Here is a 16869-nt window from a genome sequence, read left to right as displayed (position 1 = left end):
CACCCGGTAAGTGCATAATCGCACCGAGTCGGACCCAGACCAGACGAGATCAGCCGAGAACAGACGAAGCGGTCACGGAACGTGGGACACGGGAGGACGAGACATGGCGTGGCTGCTGGTGGTCGTGGCGGGGCTTCTGGAGACCGGGTTCGCCGTCTGTCTGAAACTCTCGCACGGCTTCACCAGACTCTGGCCCACGGTCGCCTTCTGCGTCTTCGCCCTCGGCAGCTTCGGCCTGCTGACCCTGTCCCTGAAGAAGCTCGACGTCGGCCCCGCGTACGCCGTCTGGACGGGCATCGGCGCGGCCGGCACCGCGATCTACGGGATGATCTTCCTCGGCGACATCGTGTCGACGTTGAAGATCGTCTCGATCAGCCTGGTGATCGTGGGCGTCGTGGGACTCCAACTGTCGGGCTCGGCCCACTAGTTCACCCCGCCCCTGCCGCACGCCTGCCCGCTGCCCGCTGCCCGCTGCCCGCTGCCCGCTGCCCGCTGCCCGCTGCCTCCAGCGTCGGCGTCGGCGTCGGCGTCGGCTAGCCGAGGGTCCGGCTGAGCTGACGGGGCAGCGCCGTCCGTACGAGATCCGTGACCCCGCCCTCGACCGGGGGCGCCGCGACGCACGAGAGGGCGAGCCGCACCGCGAGTTCACAGGACCGGGCGAGTTCCGCCGTGTCCGACCTGGGGGTGCCGGGCGCGGACAGCACGGACACGGCCCGCTCACGCACCAGGGCCACGAAGTCGGCGGGCGCGGGCAGCGGTCCGTCCGCGCGGCGCTGCGCGGGTATCGCGGAGGAGGAACGCACCGCGGCGAGCGACGGTGACGGCAGCCGCTCGCTCCAGCAGCCGGTGAGCATGGCGCGAATCAACGCGTTGTTGCGGGAGGCGGCCACGGTCCACTCGGCGGTCGCGGCCAACCGGTCACGGGAGTCCACGCGGGTGGCCAGCGCCCGCTCGACGCCCGCCAGATAGCCGTCCGCCTCCCTGCGGACCAGGGCCCGGGCGAGCCCGTCCTTGCTGCCGAACTCGTTGTACAGCGTCTGACGTGACACTCCGGCCACCGCCGCGACGTCCACCATGCGCACGGCCGACCACGGCCGACGCACCAGCGCCGCGTAAGCGGCGTCCAACAAGGATTCCCGCGCTGCAGGCATCATCGCCTCCCTGAATACGAGCGGGCGGCTCTGGCCCTCAGATTTGACGCGCATCAAGTCACTGTCAAGGGTTCACGGCGCTCCGCAGGGGCGCACACCGGCCAACGTGCGCGGCACGCTGAACGAACGCCCGGCACCTACACCGAAAAGAAGTACGAGCCCCCGAAACACCTCACCCGACGATCAACACTCCCTCGTGTGCCCACCACCCCGACGGCCATGCCCACCGCGTCGACGGCCATGCCCACCGCCTCGGCGGCCGTGTCCGCCGCACCGGCTGGCGTGTCCACCGCCACGAGGGCCGTGCCCGCATCCTCGGCGGCCGCACCGCTCCGCCGCCAACGACCGTCGCGCCCCCTCCACCCCCTCCACCCCCTCCACCCCCGGCCCCCCTGTAGCCCCGCACCGACCTCGGCGGATACCGTTCGCCACATGGCCGATTACCTCGACGACCTCCGCCTCGCCCACGTCCTCGCGGACGCCGCCGACGCGACCACCATGGGCCGCTTCAAGGCCCTCGACCTGAAGGTCGAGACGAAGCCCGACATGACCCCGGTGAGCGAGGCCGACAAGGCCGCCGAGGAACTCATCCGCAGCCAACTCCAGCGCGCCCGGCCCCGGGACGCCATCCTCGGTGAGGAGTACGGCGTCGAGGGCACGGGCCCCCGCCGCTGGGTCGTCGACCCGATCGACGGCACCAAGAACTACGTCCGGGGCGTCCCCGTCTGGGCCACCCTGATCTCCCTGATGGAGGCGGCCGAGGGCGGCTACCAGCCCGTCGTCGGCGTGGTCTCCGCCCCCGCGCTCGGCCGCCGCTGGTGGGCCGCGAAGGGCCACGGCGCCTTCACCGGCCGCAGCCTGAGCTCGGCCTCCCGTCTGCGCGTCTCCCGCGTCGCCGATCTGCCGGACGCCTCCTTCGCGTACTCCTCCCTCAGTGGCTGGGAGGAGCGCGGCCTCCTGGGCGGCTTCCTGGACCTGACCCGCGAGGTGTGGCGCACGCGCGCGTACGGCGATTTCTGGCCGTACATGATGGTCGCCGAGGGCTCCGTGGACATCTGCGCCGAACCCGAGCTCTCTCTCTGGGACATGGCCGCCAACGCGATCATCGTGACCGAGGCGGGCGGCAGCTTCACCGGCCTCGACGGCCGCCCCGGCCCGCACAGCGGCAACGCGGCGGCCTCGAACGGCCTCCTCCACGACGAGCTCCTGGGCTATCTGAACCAGCGCTACTGAGCCCGGCAATGATCCGGGGCGCCCCGAACTGACCACGCACGCCCCCTTGTTGACCTCCGCTTTACCTGCCACATTGAGAGTTCCCCCACTTGTGAACTTGTGAATCCTTGAACAACCCGTTCACCGGATTCCCTAGGAGGTGGCTGAACTCCATGCTCGTCCGCGACGCCATGAGCACAGTGGTCCTCACCATCGGCCCCGATCACACCCTCCGCCAGGCCGCCGCCCTGATGGCGGCTCGCCGTATCGGCGCGGCCGTGGTCCTCGACCCGGACGCCGGCGGACTCGGCATCCTGACCGAACGCGACGTCCTCATCTCCGTCGGCCTGGGCCAGAGCCCCGACGCCGAGCGCGCGCACGCCCACACCACGAACGACGTCGTGTTCGCCACGCCGTCCTGGACCCTGGAGGAAGCGGCCCGCGCCATGTCCCACGGCGGCTTCCGCCATCTGATCGTCCTCGACGAGGGCGCCCCCGTCGGCATCGTCTCGGTCCGCGACATCATCCGCTGCTGGGCCCCCGCCCGACAGCCCGCACCGGCATAGCCCCCGACCCACTCGCGGTTCGACCCCGACCGGACGCACGAACGGGCCGGGTCTCCTACGAGATCCCGGCCCGCCCCAACGGCAAGCGGTCCAACCCCGGTCGGCCGCAAAAGGCCTGGACGGCGACCTCCAGGCGCTTGCCGAAGCCTGCGTCGCTCGAACGCGATCCTACATTGGACTAAATCCAAGTCAAGGCATGCTCTAAAGTCACACCTGTTCGGGATCTGTTCCCACCTGCTGTTACGCTGACCGTTATGAGTGACCTTCTGGAGCGGCTGCGCGGACGCGGATGGCGAATGACCGCGCAGCGGCGTGTCGTGGCCGAGGTCCTCGACGGCGAGCACGTCCATCTGACGGCCGACGAGGTACACACGCGCGCTGTCGCCAAGCTGCCCGAGATCTCCCGGGCGACCGTCTACAACACCCTCGGTGAGCTGGTCTCCCTCGGCGAGGTGCTCGAGGTGGCCACGGACCGGCGCGCCAAGCGGTACGACCCGAACGCGCACCGTCCACACCACCACCTGGTCTGCGCGCAGTGCGGCACGATCCGCGACGTGCACCCGACCGGCGACCCGCTGGCCGACCTCCCCGCCTCCGAGCGCTTCGGCTTCACCGTCTCGGACGTGGAGGTCACCTACCGAGGTGTCTGCCCGAACTGCACCAAGGCGTAGCCCCGCCGCCCACGCCCGCCCCCACACACGAAAACACCGATGGCCCGGAACCTGTTCGGTTCCGGGCCATCGGCCTTCAGTAGCGGGGACAGGATTTGAACCTGCGACCTCTGGGTTATGAGCCCAGCGAGCTACCGAGCTGCTCCACCCCGCGTCGATGAACTGAACACTACGTCACCCTGACCGACCAGAGCAAATCCATTACCCCCGCCCTCTGACCAGCACCGCTGCCCATCCCACAGCCTGCGGGCAATCGTGCCGCTGGGGCGGCACGGGTGGGCGCAGGCGGCACCCCGCAAGCGCGGGCGAGCGAAACCCCGCTTGCCCAGCACCCACCCCCGGGCACCCTCGCAGCCCCGGGCCCACGCAGCCACCCTCGCCGTCACACCCCCTACGCCGACAGCTCGTCCCGCAACGCGTCCCGCAGCCGTGCCGCCCGCTCCGCCACCTCCGCCGGCCCGAGCGCCACGGCCCGATCGGCCCACCGCTTCCCTTCCACCAGCTCCCCCCGACGCGCGTAGACGAGGGCGAGCCGCAACGCCGCCCGCCCGTGCCCCGCGTCGGCGGCACGGGCCCACCACACCGCGGCCTCCGGCTCACTGCCCTCCCGGGCCAGCAGCAGCCCCAGATTGAACGCGCCGTTCCGCGACCCGGACTCCGCCGCGACCCGGTACCACCGCGCGGCCTCGACCACGTCCCCGCGCCCGGCCGCCAGCATCCCGACCCGCACCTGCGCCCGCCGATGCCCCTGCGACGCGGCCCGCTCGTACCACTCCTCGCACTCGTTCTTCTCCCGCACCGGCTCGCCCAGCTCGTGCGCGGGCGCGGGCGGACGGCGTGCGTCGAGCACGGCGGCCAGCCGGTACGCGGCTTCCGCGCTGCCCCCACCGGCGGCGCACCGCAGATGCCGCTCGGCAGCCCGCTCGTCACCGTCCCGCAGCCGCGCTATGGCGACCTGGAGCGCCGCCTCGGTGTGCCCTGCGGCGGCCGCCCGCTCGTACCAGACCAGTGCCGTCGCGTCGTCGCCCCGCCCGGCGAACAGAATGCCCAGGTTGAAGGCGGCGTCGACGCTCCCGGCCTCCGCGGCCTTGGAGAACCACGGCTCGGCGCCGGACGCGTCGCCGACCTGGAGCAGCAGGATGGCCAGGGCGTTGGCAGCCTCCCGGTGCCCGGCGTAGGCGGCACGCCGGTACCACTGCTCGGCCTGCGCGGTCCGCCCCTGCTCGGCGCAGAGCAGCCCGAGGTTGTACGCGCCGTTGACGTCGCCGGCGTCCATCGCGGCCCGGTACCAGCGCTCGGCGGTCTGGGTCTCACCGCGCTCGGCGTGCAGCGCGCCCAGCGCGTTCGCCGCGTTGCCGTCGCCGTCCTGGGCGGCTCGCAGCCACCACACGGCGGCGCTCTCCGTGTCGCCGGCGTCCCGCAGCAGGAACCCGAGCGCGCACGCGGCGCGCGGCTCCCCGTCCTTGGCGGAGGTCAGGTACCAGCGGCCGGCCTCCTTGAGCTCCCCGCGTCGCTCCAGGATCGCCCCGAGGTGCAGCGCGGCCCGCCGGTGCCCGCGCGCGGCGGCCTGCCGGTACCACTGCTCGGCCTCCTCGGCGGCACCGGCCCCGACACCGTTGTCAGCGCCGCGCTCCCCCGTGGCCGCGGCGGGCCTGCGCCCCGCGCCACGTCCCTCACGGACCGCCTCACGGCCGCCGCTCCCGATCTCCAGCGCCGCACGCGCGAGCTTCCGCCCCTCGCGCACGGCGGCACGCTCCTCCTGCTCGGCGCGCTGGTCGAGCGCTCGCGCGAGCCGGTACGCGGCCTCGCGGTGGCCGCGTTCGGCGGCCACTCTCATCCACCGCTCGGAGGCGGCGTCGCTGCGGTGCTCCAGCAGGTCGGCCAGCGCGTACGCCCCGAGGGCATGGCCCTGCTCGGCGGACTGGCGCAGCCAGTACTCGGCGGCCGGTTCGTCGCCGCGCTCACGGTGGTGCCGGCCGAGGGCGTGCGCGGCGGCGGCGGAACCGGCGACGGCCGCGACCCGCCACCAGCTGGCGGCCTCGTCGGCGTATCCACGCTGGTGCAGCAGGACACCCAGGTTGTTGGCGGCCGCGCGGTCCCCGGCGGCCGTGGCACCCCGCAGACAGGGCTCGGCTCCGTCGAGGTCGCCGCGGCGCAGCAGCATGGCGCCGAGGACACTCATGGCCTCGGTGTCACCGGCTTCGGCGGCGAGCCGCTGACGCGCTTCCTCGACGGCGTCCGCCGTCTCGTCCTCGTCCGCGGCCTGCACGGACTCGACCGACGAGGCGGACTCGGGCACCACGAAGTCGGCAGGCAGCGCAATGTCGGCAGGCTGCGCAAACCGCCCGGTCTCCAACAGAGTTGCCTTGTCCCCCATAACGTCCATCGTCGCACCACCTGCAACCTGGGTACACCTGGTATACCGCAGCCATTGAGGTCACTACAGCGTTTTGTCGACATGCCCACAGAGCGACAAGTCAAACACAGATGTGCCGACCATCCCCGCCAACACGTCGAAGGCCCGGATCCTTTAGAGGATCCGGGCCTTCAACTTCAGTAGCGGGGACAGGATTTGAACCTGCGACCTCTGGGTTATGAGCCCAGCGAGCTACCGAGCTGCTCCACCCCGCGCCGTTGCGTTGCAACCGTATCACGGCGCGGGACGAAGCCTTGCATCAGCCGCTTCCGGAGCCTCCGTCGCCGCTCTTGTCGCTGTCCTCGTTGCCGCTGCCGCCGGTCCCGCCGGCCTTGGCCTGGGCGTCCTCGGCACGCTTCAGCGCGTCCTCCAGGTCCTGTTGGGCCCGGCCGTACGCCTCCCAGTCGCCGTCCTTGAGGGCCTGCTGCCCCTCGTCGAACGCCTTCTGGGCTTCCTCCAGGGCCTGTTGGACCGTCGGGTCGCCGGTCTTCGGCGGCTCGTCGGTGCCCTCGTCGCCGTCGTCCACCGGCGGCTCGGTGGGCGGACCCTCGGTTTCGAACACCTTGTTCAGCGCCGCGTCGAGGGTGTCCTCGAAGGCCGTGTTGCCGCCGTAGGTGACCAGGACCTTGCGCAACAGCGGGTACTTGAGGCCGCCGCCTCGCACATAGACCGGCTCCACATAGAGCAGTCCACCGTCGAGCGGGACCGTCAGGAGGTTGCCGTACTCGACCTGTGAGTCACCTCTCTTCAGGAGGCTGATCGTCTCGGCGATGTCCTGTTCGGAGTTGAACTGGCTCTGGACCTGTTTGGGCCCGTCGATCGGTTCGCTGGTCGGCAGTTTCAGGATCTGGATCTTGCCGTAGTCCTTGGTGCCCGCCTCGGCGTTGACCGAGACGAAGGCGCTGAGGTTGTCCCGGCCGTTCGGCGTGAGCGTCGTGGTCAGCGAGAACGCCTGTGCCGACTGGCCCGGCAGCCTCATGCTCAGGTAGTACGGCGGCACCGCGTTGCCCGAGGTGTTGGTCGGGTCGTCCGGGACCTGCCACACCTCGCTGCCGCTGAGGAACGTCTCGGCGTCCTTCACGTGGTAGCGGGTCAGCAGTTCACGCTGCACCTTGAACAGGTCCTGCGGGTACCGCAGATGGGCCAGCAGCGAGTCGGAGATGTCGTCCTTCGGCTCCACCGTGCCCGGGAACGCCTTCATCCAGGTCTTCAGGACCGGGTCCTTGGTGTCCCACTGGTAGAGCTTGACCTGACCCGTGTACGCGTCGACGGTCGCCTTCACCGAGTTGCGGATGTAGTTGACCTGGTTCTGCTGGGCCACCACCGCGCGCTGGCTGTTGTCCGCGGTCAGCGAGTCGGCCGTCGTGTCGCCCAGGGTGGTGCGCGAGGCGTACGGATAGCCGTTGGTGGTGGTGTACGCGTCGACGATCCACTGGATCTTGCCGTCGACGACGGCCGGATAGGCGTCGCCGTCGATGGTCAGCCACGGGGCGACCGCCTCGACGCGCTCCTTGGGCGTGCGGTTGTACAGGATCCGCGAACCCTCGCCGATGGCACCGGAGTAGAGGATCTGCGGCTCGTTGAACGCCACCGCGTACGCGGCCCGGTTGACCGGGCTGGAGAGGTTGACCCCGCTGTTGCCCTCGTAGCTGGTGGTCTTCTCACCGCTGTCGTCGGAGTAGTCGATCTCGTCCTGGGGACCGCCGACGATCGAGTACTGGGTGGTCTTCTCGCCGTAGTAGACCCGCTGCTGGTACTCGCCCAGGTCGCCCTTGGACGGCAGGTCCGACTCGGTGAACACCGGGCGGCCGCCGGAGGTGGCCTCGGTGCCCTTGGCGGCGACCACGCCGAAGCCGTGGGTGTAGCGGAAGTGGTCGTTGATCCAGTTGTTCTTCGGGATGCCGGCGAGGTTCAGCTCGCGCAGACCGATGACCGTGTCCTGGTCCGCGCCGTCCTCATTGCTGTACCGGTCGACGTCCAGGTTCGTGGGGAACGCGTAGTAGTTCCGCATCTGCTGGAGCTGCTGGAACGTCGGCGAGACGATGTTCGGGTCGAGCAGACGGATGCTGGCCGTGGTGTCGGCGTCCTTGCGGAGCTTGGCCTTGTCCGTGGTGTCGCTCACGCCCGAGTACTCCTGGACGTCGGTCCCGTCGATGCCGTAGGCCTGCCGGGTCGCCGCCAGGTTCTTCTCGACGTACGGTGCCTCCTTGGCCTGCTCGTTCGGCTGGACCTGGAACTTCTGGACGATGGCCGGGTACAGCCCGCCGATGAGGATCGCGGAGAGCACCATCAGGCCGAAGCCGATGACCGGGAGCTGCCAGGTGCGCCGCCAGATGGTGGCGAAGAACAGCAGCGCGCAGATCACGGCGATGCAGAACAGGATCGTCTTGGCCGGCAGGTACGCGTTCGCGTCGACGTACCTCAGGCCCGTCCAGTTGCCCGTGGCCTTGAAGTCGCTGGACTTCACGGCGAGCCCGTAGCGGTCGAGCCAGTAGGCGACGGCCTTCAGGGCGACGAAGATGCCGAGCAGCACCGACAGGTGCCCGGTGGCCGCGGCGGTTGCCCGCGCGCCCGGGGAGGTGACCCTGAGGCCGCCGTACAGGTAGTGCGTGAGCGCGGCGGCGATCACCGAGAGCACGGCGGCGGCGAAGCCGAAGCCGAGCAGGAAGCGGTACCAGGGCAGGTCGAAGGCGTAGAAGGCGACGTCCAGCTGGAACTGGGGGTCCTTCTGCCCGAACGACACCCCGTTGACCCACATCAGCCAGGTGCGCCACTGCCCGGAGGCGGAGGCGCCGGCGATGAGGCCCACCAGGGAGGTGATCCCGAGGAGCAGCCACTTCTTGTAGGGCGCGATGCCCATGCGGTACCTGTCGAGGCTCTGCTGCTCCATCGACATCGCGCTCAGCGGCGGCCGCAGCCGGTGCGCCAGCCAGATGTTGAAGCCGACCGAGGCCGACATCAGCAGACCGAAGACGAAGAAGAGCCCGATCTTGGTCCACAGCGTGGTGGTGAAGACCGACGAATACTTCACCGACCGGTACCAGAGCCAGTCCGTCCAGAACCCCGCGAACATGACGAAGGCCATGCCGAGGACGGCAAGGACGCCCAACGTCATGAGCAGCGTCCGGACACGTCGGGACGGTCGGCCCACTCTGATCCGCGGCCCCGTCGGGCCTCCGCCGCGGTCCGGCATCTGGAAAGCCAAGGTGCGCACCTCGAAGTTCGCTGTCGATACGTCAGGCCCGCGTCTACGGACCCTCCAGCGGGCCCCGTGATCGCAGGGGCCTCACCTATGCAACTTACTCACGCTTTACTCGGTTCCCGCTTCGGGGAACGAACGAGGCAGGATTGTGACCATGTCCAACACTCCCATGGCAGCGAACCCCCTCACCCGGGCCGTGCTCGAGATCGACGAGTACGCAGCCGGCCTCGGCTGGGACCAGCCCGCTCGCCTCTTCGCCCTGGTGGATACCGCGCGTCTGCGGTCCCAGGAACCCGCCCTCGCGGCCCAGCTCGGTCTGCAGGACGAGTCCGAGACCGTCGGTCTCACCCCGATCGAGCAGGACGAGCTTCCCGCGGGCAAGGCGCTGGACGAGTTCCTCGGCACCATCGCCTGGCCCGACGCGGTGGTCGGCTGCGCGCTGACCGTGGAGCGGCTGATGCTGCCGCCGTCCGCCGAGGCGTCCGTCCCGGAGGGCCTCGACGGGGCCCGCCTGACCAAGTGGGTCGCCTCCCACCCGGACCGCCAGGAGGTCCGGATGACGGTCGCCGTCCTGCGCGACGGCTCCCGCGACTCGGCCCTGCGCCTGCGCGAGAAGGACAGCCCGACGGAGGTCCTGACCGGCCCCGAGCTGGTCCCGGGCCTGGCGGAGGCCCTGTCCGCGACCTTCGTGGACTGATCTACGGATCCCCGACGATCCGATCTACGACCATGGGGGCGCCCTCCGGCCGCGAGGGCGCCCCCACGCGCGCGTGCGCCGTCCTCTGCTCCTGTCAGCCCTTGGTGGTGCACTTCGGCAGGTCGGCCGTGTCGCCGGAGCGGATGTCCTTCAGGGCCCCGAGCGCGTCCTCGATGGTGTCGACCTTGACGAGGGTGAGTCCGTCGGGGACGTCCTTGGCGGCCGTGGCGCAGTTGTCCTTGGGCGTCAGGAAGTACTCGGCGCCCTTGTCCCGCGCGCCGACCGTCTTCATCTCGATGCCGCCGATGGGGCCGACCTTGCCCGCGTCGTCGATCGTGCCGGTGCCGGCCACGAACGTGCCACCCGTCAGGTTGCCGGGCGTCAGCTTGTCGTAGATACCGAGGGCGAACATCAGTCCGGCGCTCGGGCCGCCGACGTCGGCGAGCTTGATGTCGATGGTGAACGGGAAGGTGTGGTCGGTCCCGGCGGAGATCCCGACGATCGCGCGCTCCTCGCCCGTGTCGTCGGACTTGCCTGTGGTGATCGTGACCGTCTCCGTCTCGGTCGCCGTCCTGTTCGCCTTCTCGGCGGCGGCCTGCGCCTTGGCGGGCACGATGACGAAGTCGACGTCCTCGCCGGGCTTGTGCTCGGTTACCAGCTTCGCGACGTCCTCGGGCGCCTTGACCGCCGTACCGTCGACGGACTTGATCACGTCACCGGCGTGCAGCTCGCCCTCGGCCGGCGAGTCCTTAAGGACGGTGGAGACGATCACCCACGACTTCACCGGGATGTCCAGCTCCTTCAGGGCGGCGACCTTGGCGCTCTCCTGGGACTGGCTGAACTCCTCGGCGTTCTCCTGCGTCGACTGCTCCTCGGTCTTGCCGTCGGGATAGAGCGTGTCGTGCGGCACGATCTTGTTGTCGTGCGCCAGCCAGCCGTACACGGCCTCGACGAGGTTCATCCGGTAGTCGGCGCTGGTCACCCGGACCGTCGTCATGTTCAGGTGGCCGGTCGTCGCGTACGTCTTGCGTCCCGAGATCTGCAGCACCGGCTCGCCGTCGTGCTCCCCGAGCGTGTTCACCGTCGGCCCCGGGGACATCTCCGAATACGGCACGGGAATGATCACTCCCGCGCACAGGAGCGCGATCAGCATCAGGGTGGAGGCGAGCATCGTCGCGGTGCGGCGTGGCATGGAACGACAGTACGGGACAGGCCTGTCAGGGGACCGTCGGGGCCGTCCGTCCGGGGCGGGGCCGGAGGGTGTCAGCCGCCGGTGTGGGACCGCTCCATGGCCTCACGGAAGCGCGAGTAGCCCGCGAGCTCCGTGCCGTCCTCGATGCTCCTGCGGTTCCGGCCGGCCCAGCCGCCCCACAGTCCGGCACCGATCGCGGCCACCAGCGGAATCAGCAACCAGGCAAGCGCCGCCATGCCGGCCTCCCAACCCCTATGAAGCAACCACAACTGACTGATCAGCAGATTATCCGTCCGCCCTGTCAACGCTCTCGTCGGGGGGCGGGTTACGCAACCGGAACGCGCATGGGCGTATTCCGGTCACGCGGCGACGGCGACGCTAGGCGCCGACCCACTCGTCGGTGCCGTCGGAGAACTTCTGGTGCTTCCAGATGGGCACCTCGTGCTTCAGGTCGTCGATCAGCCTGCGGCACGCCTCGAAGGCCTCGCCCCGATGCGGGCAGGACACCGCGACGACCACGGCCAGGTCCCCGACCTTCAGGTCTCCCACGCGGTGCACCGCCGCGAGCGCCCGCACCGGGTACTCGGCGACCACCTTCTCCGCGATCCGCCGCATCTCGGCCTCGGCCGTGGGGTGACACGAATAGCCGAGCTCGTCGACATCGGCTCCCCCGTCGTGGTTCCGCACGGTTCCCACGAACAGCGCCGTGCCCCCGGCCGCCTCGTCCCCGACCGCCCGGAACACCTCGTCCAGGGAGAGCGCCGTCTCTCGGATCCCGATCAGCTTGACGGGCTCCTCGGCCCCCTGCTCACCAGGGTGATCATCATTCACAGCCATACCCCCATCGTGCCCCACGCGACAGGACGGCGTCTCCCCGCCGTACGTACCGAGGGCACACCGCTCAGCGCCTGCCCCGCGCCTTCCGCGCCCGCCGCACCAGCGCCGCCGTACCCAGCAGCGCGACCGTCGCACCCGCGGCACCCGCGGCCGTCGCGTCCTTGCGCCCCAGCCGCCGCCCGGCCACGGTGTGCCGCCCGGCGACCTCCTCCAGCAACTCCGCGAGCACTTCCTCGTTCGTCCACAGCGGCCGCCACCCGGCGTCGTGCAGCCGGCTCCCGCTCACCACCCACGGGTACATCGTGTACGCCAGGTCCCCCGCCGGTGACGGCGTGAGCCCGATCCGGTGCAGCCGGGCGGCGGCCCCGAGCGCGACCGCGGACGGCAGCTCCATGCGCCGGATCCCGCTGAGCTCCTCGACCTCCTCCTGCTCCAGCCACCCCTCGCACCCGACGGCCAGCTCCCCGTCGACCTTCTCCAGCACGGCGTACTCCAGCGCCGCGCAGAGGTCCTCGACGTGACAGAACTGCCAGGCGGGTCGCGAACCGGCCACGACCAGGAGCCGGGGCGACTCGAAGTACCTGGTCAGCGCCGTGTCCGTGCCTCCGACGAGGGTCGCGGGACGCACCACGGTGACATTGAGGCCCGGATGGGCGCGCGGCGCCCGGCGCGCGAGCCGCTCGATCTCCAGCAGGTCGCCGACCCCTGTGGCCTCGGCGGTCGCCCGCAGCTCCGCGTCCTCCGAGAGCGGCAGCTCGTTGTCGGGCAGCGCCCCGTAGACCATCGCCGACGTGCACAGCACGACCCGGTGCACCCCGGCCGCGGCGGCGGCCGTGAGCACGGTCTGTGTCCCGCGCACGTTGTACGCGCTGCGTGCCGCCGAGTCGGTGCCCAGGTCGAGGTCGACGGCGAGGTGCACCACCACGTCGGCCCCGCGCAGCTTCTCGGCGATCGCCGGGTCGCGCACGTCCAGGATGTGCCACTGGGCGGCCACGCAGTCGCCGCGCCGCTCGTCGATGGCGATGACCTGCCGGATCTCGTCGGACTCGGCGAGCCGCTCGGTGAGCAGCGCTCCTACGCCGGACGCGGCACCGGTGACCGCGACGACGGGCCCGCGCGCGGCGGGACTGGTTGAGTGGTTTCGCGCTGCGCGAACCTGCGGATCTGGGGAACTCACCGGGCGTCTCCAGCGGTTGTCTTCAGTACGCACGCGGGTGACGCGTACGTACCAGGTGGCATCCATCCTGCCGCAGGCATTCGGTCGGCGGAGCACCGAGGCCTTAACCCGCCGTGGTGTCTACGCTGGGTGGTGTTCGGGCAGCCGTGCCGTCGGAGAAAACCGATGGCCCTATCAGCCGAGGAATCCCGTGAGTGACACCCCATTCGGATTCGGCCTTCCGCCGGAGGAGCCGGACGACGGCGACGAGGGCAAGAAGAAGGACCAGCAGAGCGGTGGTGGTCAGGGCCCGGCCAACCCGTTCGGTTTCGGGTTCCCCGGGGCCGGCGGCCCCGGCGCCGACAATCCGTTCGCCGCGATGTTCGGTTCCATGAACCCCACCGACCTGGGCGCCGCCTTCCAGCAGCTGGGCCAGATGCTCTCGTACGAGGGCGGCCCGGTGAACTGGGACATGGCCAAGCAGATCGCCCGCCAGACCGTCGCCCAGGGCACCGCCGACGGCGCGAAGGACGAGAGCGTCGGCCCGGCCGAGCGCACCGCCGTCGAGGAGGCCGTCCGCCTGGCCGATCTGTGGCTGGACGACGCGACCTCCCTGCCGTCCGGCGCCGGCTCCGCCGTGGCGTGGAGCCGCGCGGAGTGGGTCGAGGCCACCCTGCCCGCCTGGAAGGAACTGGTCGACCCGGTGGCCGAGCGGGTCGGCGGCGCCATGGGCGACATCCTGCCGGAGGAGATGCAGGCCATGGCCGGCCCGCTGATCGGCATGATGAAGTCGATGGGCGGCGCCATGTTCGGCCAGCAGATCGGGCAGGCCGTGGGCGTGCTCGCGGGCGAGGTCGTCGGATCCACCGACGTCGGCCTGCCGCTCGGACCGGCAGGCAAGGCCGCGCTGCTGCCGCTGAACGTGGAGGCGTTCGGCAAGGACCTGGGCGTCGGCAAGGACGAGGTGCGGCTCTACCTGGCCCTGCGCGAGGCCGCCCACCAGCGCCTCTTCGCGCATGTGCCATGGCTGCGCTCGCACCTGTTCGGCGCGGTCGAGGGCTACGCGCGCGGGATCAAGGTCGACACGGCCAAGCTGGAGGACGTGGTCGGCCAGTTCGACCCGCAGAACCCCGAGGAGCTGCAGCAGGCACTCCAGCAGGGCATGTTCCAGCCGGAGGACACCCCGGCGCAGAAGGCCGCCCTGGCCCGTCTGGAGACCGCTCTGGCGCTGGTGGAGGGCTGGGTGGACGCGGTCGTGCACGCGGCCGCGAAGCCGCGCCTGTCGTCCGCGGACGCCCTCCGCGAGACCCTGCGCCGCCGCCGTGCCACCGGCGGCCCGGCCGAGCAGACCTTCGCCACGCTGATCGGTCTGGAGCTGCGCCCCCGCCGCCTGCGCGACGCCTCCCGTCTGTGGGCGTCCCTCACGGACGCGCGCGGTGTCGACGGCCGCGACGCCCTGTGGGCCCACCCCGACATGCTGCCCACCGCCTCCGACCTGGACGACCCGGACGGCTTCGTCCACCGGGAGCAGATGGACTTCTCCGAGCTGGACAAGATGCTCGGCGAGGCCGCGGGCGGTTCCACCGAGAAGCCGGACCTCAAGAAGAAGGACGACGACACCGAGTGAGCCTGCACGACGACGCGGTCCTCGTACTGAAGAGCTACGAGGACCAGGCCGAGCTGCGCCAGGTGTACCTCGACCATCTCGCGGCCCACCCGGACGGCATGTGGAAGGCTTGCGGCGCCGGACACATCACGGCGAGCGGCCTGGTGGTCGACCCCGAGCGCGGCCGGGTGCTGCTCACCCTGCACAAGAAGCTGCGCATGTGGCTCCAGATGGGCGGCCACTGCGAGCCGGGTGACACCGCCCTCGAGGACTCCGCGCTCCGCGAGGCCACGGAGGAGTCCGGCATCGCGGGCCTGACGCTCCTGCCCGGCGGCCCGGTCCGCCTCGACCGCCACCACACCCCGTGCGCCTGGCACCTGGACGTCCAGTACGCGGCCCTCGCCCCGGCCGACGCGGTGGAAGCGATCAGCGACGAGTCCCTCGACCTGCGCTGGTTCGCCTACGACGAGGTCCCCACCGTGGCCGACGAGTCGGTCGTGCGCCTGCTGGAGGCGACCCGGGCACGGCTCTGACCTCGCTCTTTCGCATGGCTTCGGCGGGCTGGGGGCATGGCGCCGCGGGGGCGTGGGCATGCCCCCGCCGGGGGGACGAACGCCGTAAGGGGCGTCCGCCAAGCGGACGCCCCTTACACGTGAGCCCATTTCCCGATGGGCCGGTCCCGCGCGCCCTTCGGTCCGTCGCCTCAGTTGCGGCTGCCCCCGAGGGAGTTCCCGCTCAGTCCGCCGGCGCCCATGCCGAACTGTCCGAGCACCCCGGACGTCCGCAGGTGCTGTGGCGGAAGCAGCTCGCTCGGCTGCACCAGGACATGCCCGTGGCCGCCGAAGTGCATCTCCCAGCCCTCGCCGGTGGATCCCCTGCGGCGCCACACGGCGGAGGTGGAGGTCGGCGCCTGGAGCTGGGTGCGCAGCGAGGTCGACCAGGCGATGACGGCGTCCGAGTCGACACAGACGTTCTTCTCGGGCGTCACCTCCAGGGCCAGCGGCTCGCCCGAGGTCATCAGGACGACCTTGCCGCCGCCGGACAGCTCCAGGTTGTACGCCCCCGCGGAGGCCACCTCGACGGCGCTGTCCACGGCGACGATGCCGACGTTCAGGGAGCCGTCGAAGGCGAGGACGGCGGACGAGTCGACGGTGATGCCGCGACCGACCTCCATGATGTGCAGGTACTGCGCGAAGTTGGCGAGATACACGATCCCGTTGCCCTTGCAGCGCATGAGTTCCAGGCGCTCGCCGGTCATCCGCTCGGCGTTGCGCCAGCTGCGGTTGCGGTACTGGCTGTCGAAGTCGACCTGCCCCTCGAAGGCGACCATGGCGCCCTGGCGGGCCAGGACCGGGCTGCTGCCGATGGTGATGTCGGTCTTGAGCAGCTGCGGGTTCTGCAGTGTGTAGCGCTCGGTGTGGTTCACCGGGATATGCGCGAAGAGTGTGCTGTGCATGGTGTGCTGTTCTCCTCTCAGCCCCGGTCAGCCACGGATCTTGAAACGGTCGCCGGTGTCCTCGCTGGGCTGGACGACGACGAAGCCCCGTCCCTTGAACCCGATCTGGAACGCCTCCCCGCTGCCCCGCCCGATCAGCGCACTGGCCTTGATCGTGCGACGGGCCTTCATGTCGAGGCCGTCGGTCCAGGCGATGAGCGCGTCCGGGTCGACGTACGTCTCCCGTTCCGCGCAGTCGAGGGAGATCGGCACGCCCCGGCTGACCAGAGCGACCCATCCGGTGCCCCGGACCACGAGGTTGGTGAGGCCGGAACCGGAGAGCTTGGCGAGGCCCTTGACCGGCTCGATGGAGAGCTGGAGGGAGGCGTCGCAGGCCAGCAGGGTCGGGCCGTTGACCGAGAGCGCCTCGTTGTTCAGGTGGAGGATGAGGACGTCGCCGCCGTAGTCGGCGAGGTACAGGTCCCCGTCGCCCCGGCAGAGCATCAGCTTGCCGCCCTCGCCGGTGACCATTTCCTCCGCGCTGCGCCGCAGCGTGGCGGGCGGACCGTCGAACTGTACGTAGCCGTCGTACGCGATCATCGAGCCGGCCTTGGCCAGGAGGTCCTGGCCGGTGACCATCGTGACCTTGAGCGTCTTGGAGCTGTGCACGCTCATACGGACGCCGGTGGAGGCGGAGCGGTGCGCGTTGAGTGTCTGGAGGTCCATGC

The 16869-nt window shown here is 70.7% G+C and carries 16 protein-coding genes and 2 tRNA genes; 7 read left to right on the top strand and 11 right to left on the bottom strand.

All coding sequences use genetic code 11. The features are described 5' to 3' along the window. Positions 1 to 103 precede the first annotated feature (103 nt). Positions 104 to 427, top strand: a complete 324-nt coding sequence (locus tag HW837_RS19530; RefSeq protein ID WP_045559048.1) for a DMT family transporter — start codon at positions 104 to 106, stop codon at positions 425 to 427. Positions 428 to 533: 106 nt separating this feature from the next. Here the strand turns inward: HW837_RS19530 and HW837_RS19525 are convergent, their stop codons facing one another. Further along, entirely contained in the window at positions 534 to 1154 is a 621-nt protein-coding gene (locus tag HW837_RS19525) for a TetR/AcrR family transcriptional regulator (RefSeq protein ID WP_193382682.1), read from the bottom strand. 429 nt (positions 1155 to 1583) lie between these two features. On the opposite strand from HW837_RS19525, the gene hisN reads away from it, so the two are divergent. From hisN to HW837_RS19510, 3 genes are all read left to right on the top strand, one after another. Beyond that, the gene (gene hisN, locus HW837_RS19520) at positions 1584 to 2384 is read left to right on the top strand and encodes a histidinol-phosphatase (RefSeq protein WP_193382683.1); all 801 of its coding nucleotides are present in this window, start codon (positions 1584 to 1586) and stop codon (positions 2382 to 2384) included. 152 nt (positions 2385 to 2536) lie between these two features. Continuing rightward, positions 2537 to 2929, top strand: coding sequence for a CBS domain-containing protein (locus HW837_RS19515; protein ID WP_045559052.1), 393 nt, complete (start codon positions 2537 to 2539; stop codon positions 2927 to 2929). A gap of 254 nt (positions 2930 to 3183) precedes the next feature. Next, the gene (locus tag HW837_RS19510; RefSeq protein ID WP_045559053.1) at positions 3184 to 3600 is read left to right on the top strand and encodes a Fur family transcriptional regulator; all 417 of its coding nucleotides are present in this window, start codon (positions 3184 to 3186) and stop codon (positions 3598 to 3600) included. 80 nt (positions 3601 to 3680) lie between these two features. Here HW837_RS19510 and HW837_RS19505 read toward each other — a convergent pair. The 4 genes from HW837_RS19505 to HW837_RS19490 all read right to left on the bottom strand — a co-directional run bounded on the left by HW837_RS19505 (position 3681) and on the right by HW837_RS19490 (position 9209). After that, positions 3681 to 3754: transfer RNA gene (locus HW837_RS19505), tRNA-Met, on the bottom strand. Between the two features lie 237 nt (positions 3755 to 3991). After that, the gene (locus HW837_RS19500) at positions 3992 to 5986 is read right to left on the bottom strand and encodes a tetratricopeptide repeat protein (protein WP_193381530.1); all 1995 of its coding nucleotides are present in this window, start codon (positions 5984 to 5986) and stop codon (positions 3992 to 3994) included. Positions 5987 to 6157: 171 nt separating this feature from the next. Then, positions 6158 to 6231: transfer RNA gene (locus HW837_RS19495), tRNA-Met, on the bottom strand. 44 nt (positions 6232 to 6275) lie between these two features. Further along, complete coding sequence (locus tag HW837_RS19490) at positions 6276 to 9209, bottom strand: UPF0182 family membrane protein (RefSeq protein ID WP_078853598.1); 2934 nt, start codon at positions 9207 to 9209, stop codon at positions 6276 to 6278. Positions 9210 to 9372: 163 nt separating this feature from the next. On the opposite strand from HW837_RS19490, the gene HW837_RS19485 reads away from it, so the two are divergent. Then, a complete protein-coding gene (locus tag HW837_RS19485) occupies positions 9373 to 9915 on the top strand; it encodes a PPA1309 family protein (RefSeq protein WP_045559056.1) in 543 nt (180 codons plus the stop codon). A 94-nt stretch (positions 9916 to 10009) separates the two neighbouring features. Here HW837_RS19485 and HW837_RS19480 read toward each other — a convergent pair whose 3' ends face one another. The 4 genes from HW837_RS19480 to HW837_RS19465 form a co-directional block, all read right to left on the bottom strand. Next, the gene (locus HW837_RS19480; protein ID WP_045559057.1) at positions 10010 to 11107 is read right to left on the bottom strand and encodes a YlbL family protein; all 1098 of its coding nucleotides are present in this window, start codon (positions 11105 to 11107) and stop codon (positions 10010 to 10012) included. 71 nt (positions 11108 to 11178) lie between these two features. Continuing rightward, positions 11179 to 11343, bottom strand: a complete 165-nt coding sequence (locus tag HW837_RS19475) for a hypothetical protein (RefSeq protein ID WP_177262103.1) — start codon at positions 11341 to 11343, stop codon at positions 11179 to 11181. Positions 11344 to 11485: 142 nt separating this feature from the next. Continuing rightward, positions 11486 to 11944, bottom strand: a complete 459-nt coding sequence (locus HW837_RS19470) for a molybdenum cofactor biosynthesis protein MoaE (RefSeq protein ID WP_045559058.1) — start codon at positions 11942 to 11944, stop codon at positions 11486 to 11488. Positions 11945 to 12008: 64 nt separating this feature from the next. Further along, positions 12009 to 13121 carry an SDR family oxidoreductase gene (locus HW837_RS19465; protein ID WP_045559059.1) on the bottom strand — a complete coding sequence of 371 codons (1113 nt, stop codon included), beginning with the start codon at positions 13119 to 13121 and terminating at the stop codon, positions 12009 to 12011. Between the two features lie 190 nt (positions 13122 to 13311). Between HW837_RS19465 and HW837_RS19460 the strand changes: the two genes are divergently transcribed. Beyond that, positions 13312 to 14727 (top strand): zinc-dependent metalloprotease, encoded by a 1416-nt coding sequence (locus HW837_RS19460; protein WP_045559060.1) that lies wholly within the window; start codon positions 13312 to 13314, stop codon positions 14725 to 14727. Continuing rightward, on the top strand, positions 14724 to 15239 hold the full coding sequence (locus HW837_RS19455; protein ID WP_193381531.1) for an NUDIX hydrolase: 516 nt from the start codon (positions 14724 to 14726) through the stop codon (positions 15237 to 15239). The genes HW837_RS19460 and HW837_RS19455 overlap by 4 nt, the downstream gene beginning before the upstream one ends. Positions 15240 to 15409: 170 nt before the next feature. On the opposite strand, the gene HW837_RS19450 is transcribed toward HW837_RS19455, so the two are convergent. Next, entirely contained in the window at positions 15410 to 16162 is a 753-nt protein-coding gene (locus HW837_RS19450) for an AIM24 family protein (RefSeq protein ID WP_045559062.1), read from the bottom strand. A gap of 27 nt (positions 16163 to 16189) precedes the next feature. Continuing rightward, the gene (locus HW837_RS19445) at positions 16190 to 16867 is read right to left on the bottom strand and encodes an AIM24 family protein (RefSeq protein ID WP_045559063.1); all 678 of its coding nucleotides are present in this window, start codon (positions 16865 to 16867) and stop codon (positions 16190 to 16192) included. Positions 16868 to 16869: the final 2 nt, after the last annotated feature.

It is taken from the genome of Streptomyces caniscabiei (assembly GCF_014930365.1).
Lineage (GTDB): Bacteria > Actinomycetota > Actinomycetes > Streptomycetales > Streptomycetaceae > Streptomyces > Streptomyces caniscabiei.
The sequence above is the reverse complement of the archived record's forward strand: the minus strand, read 5'-3'. Positions and strand labels throughout refer to the sequence as shown.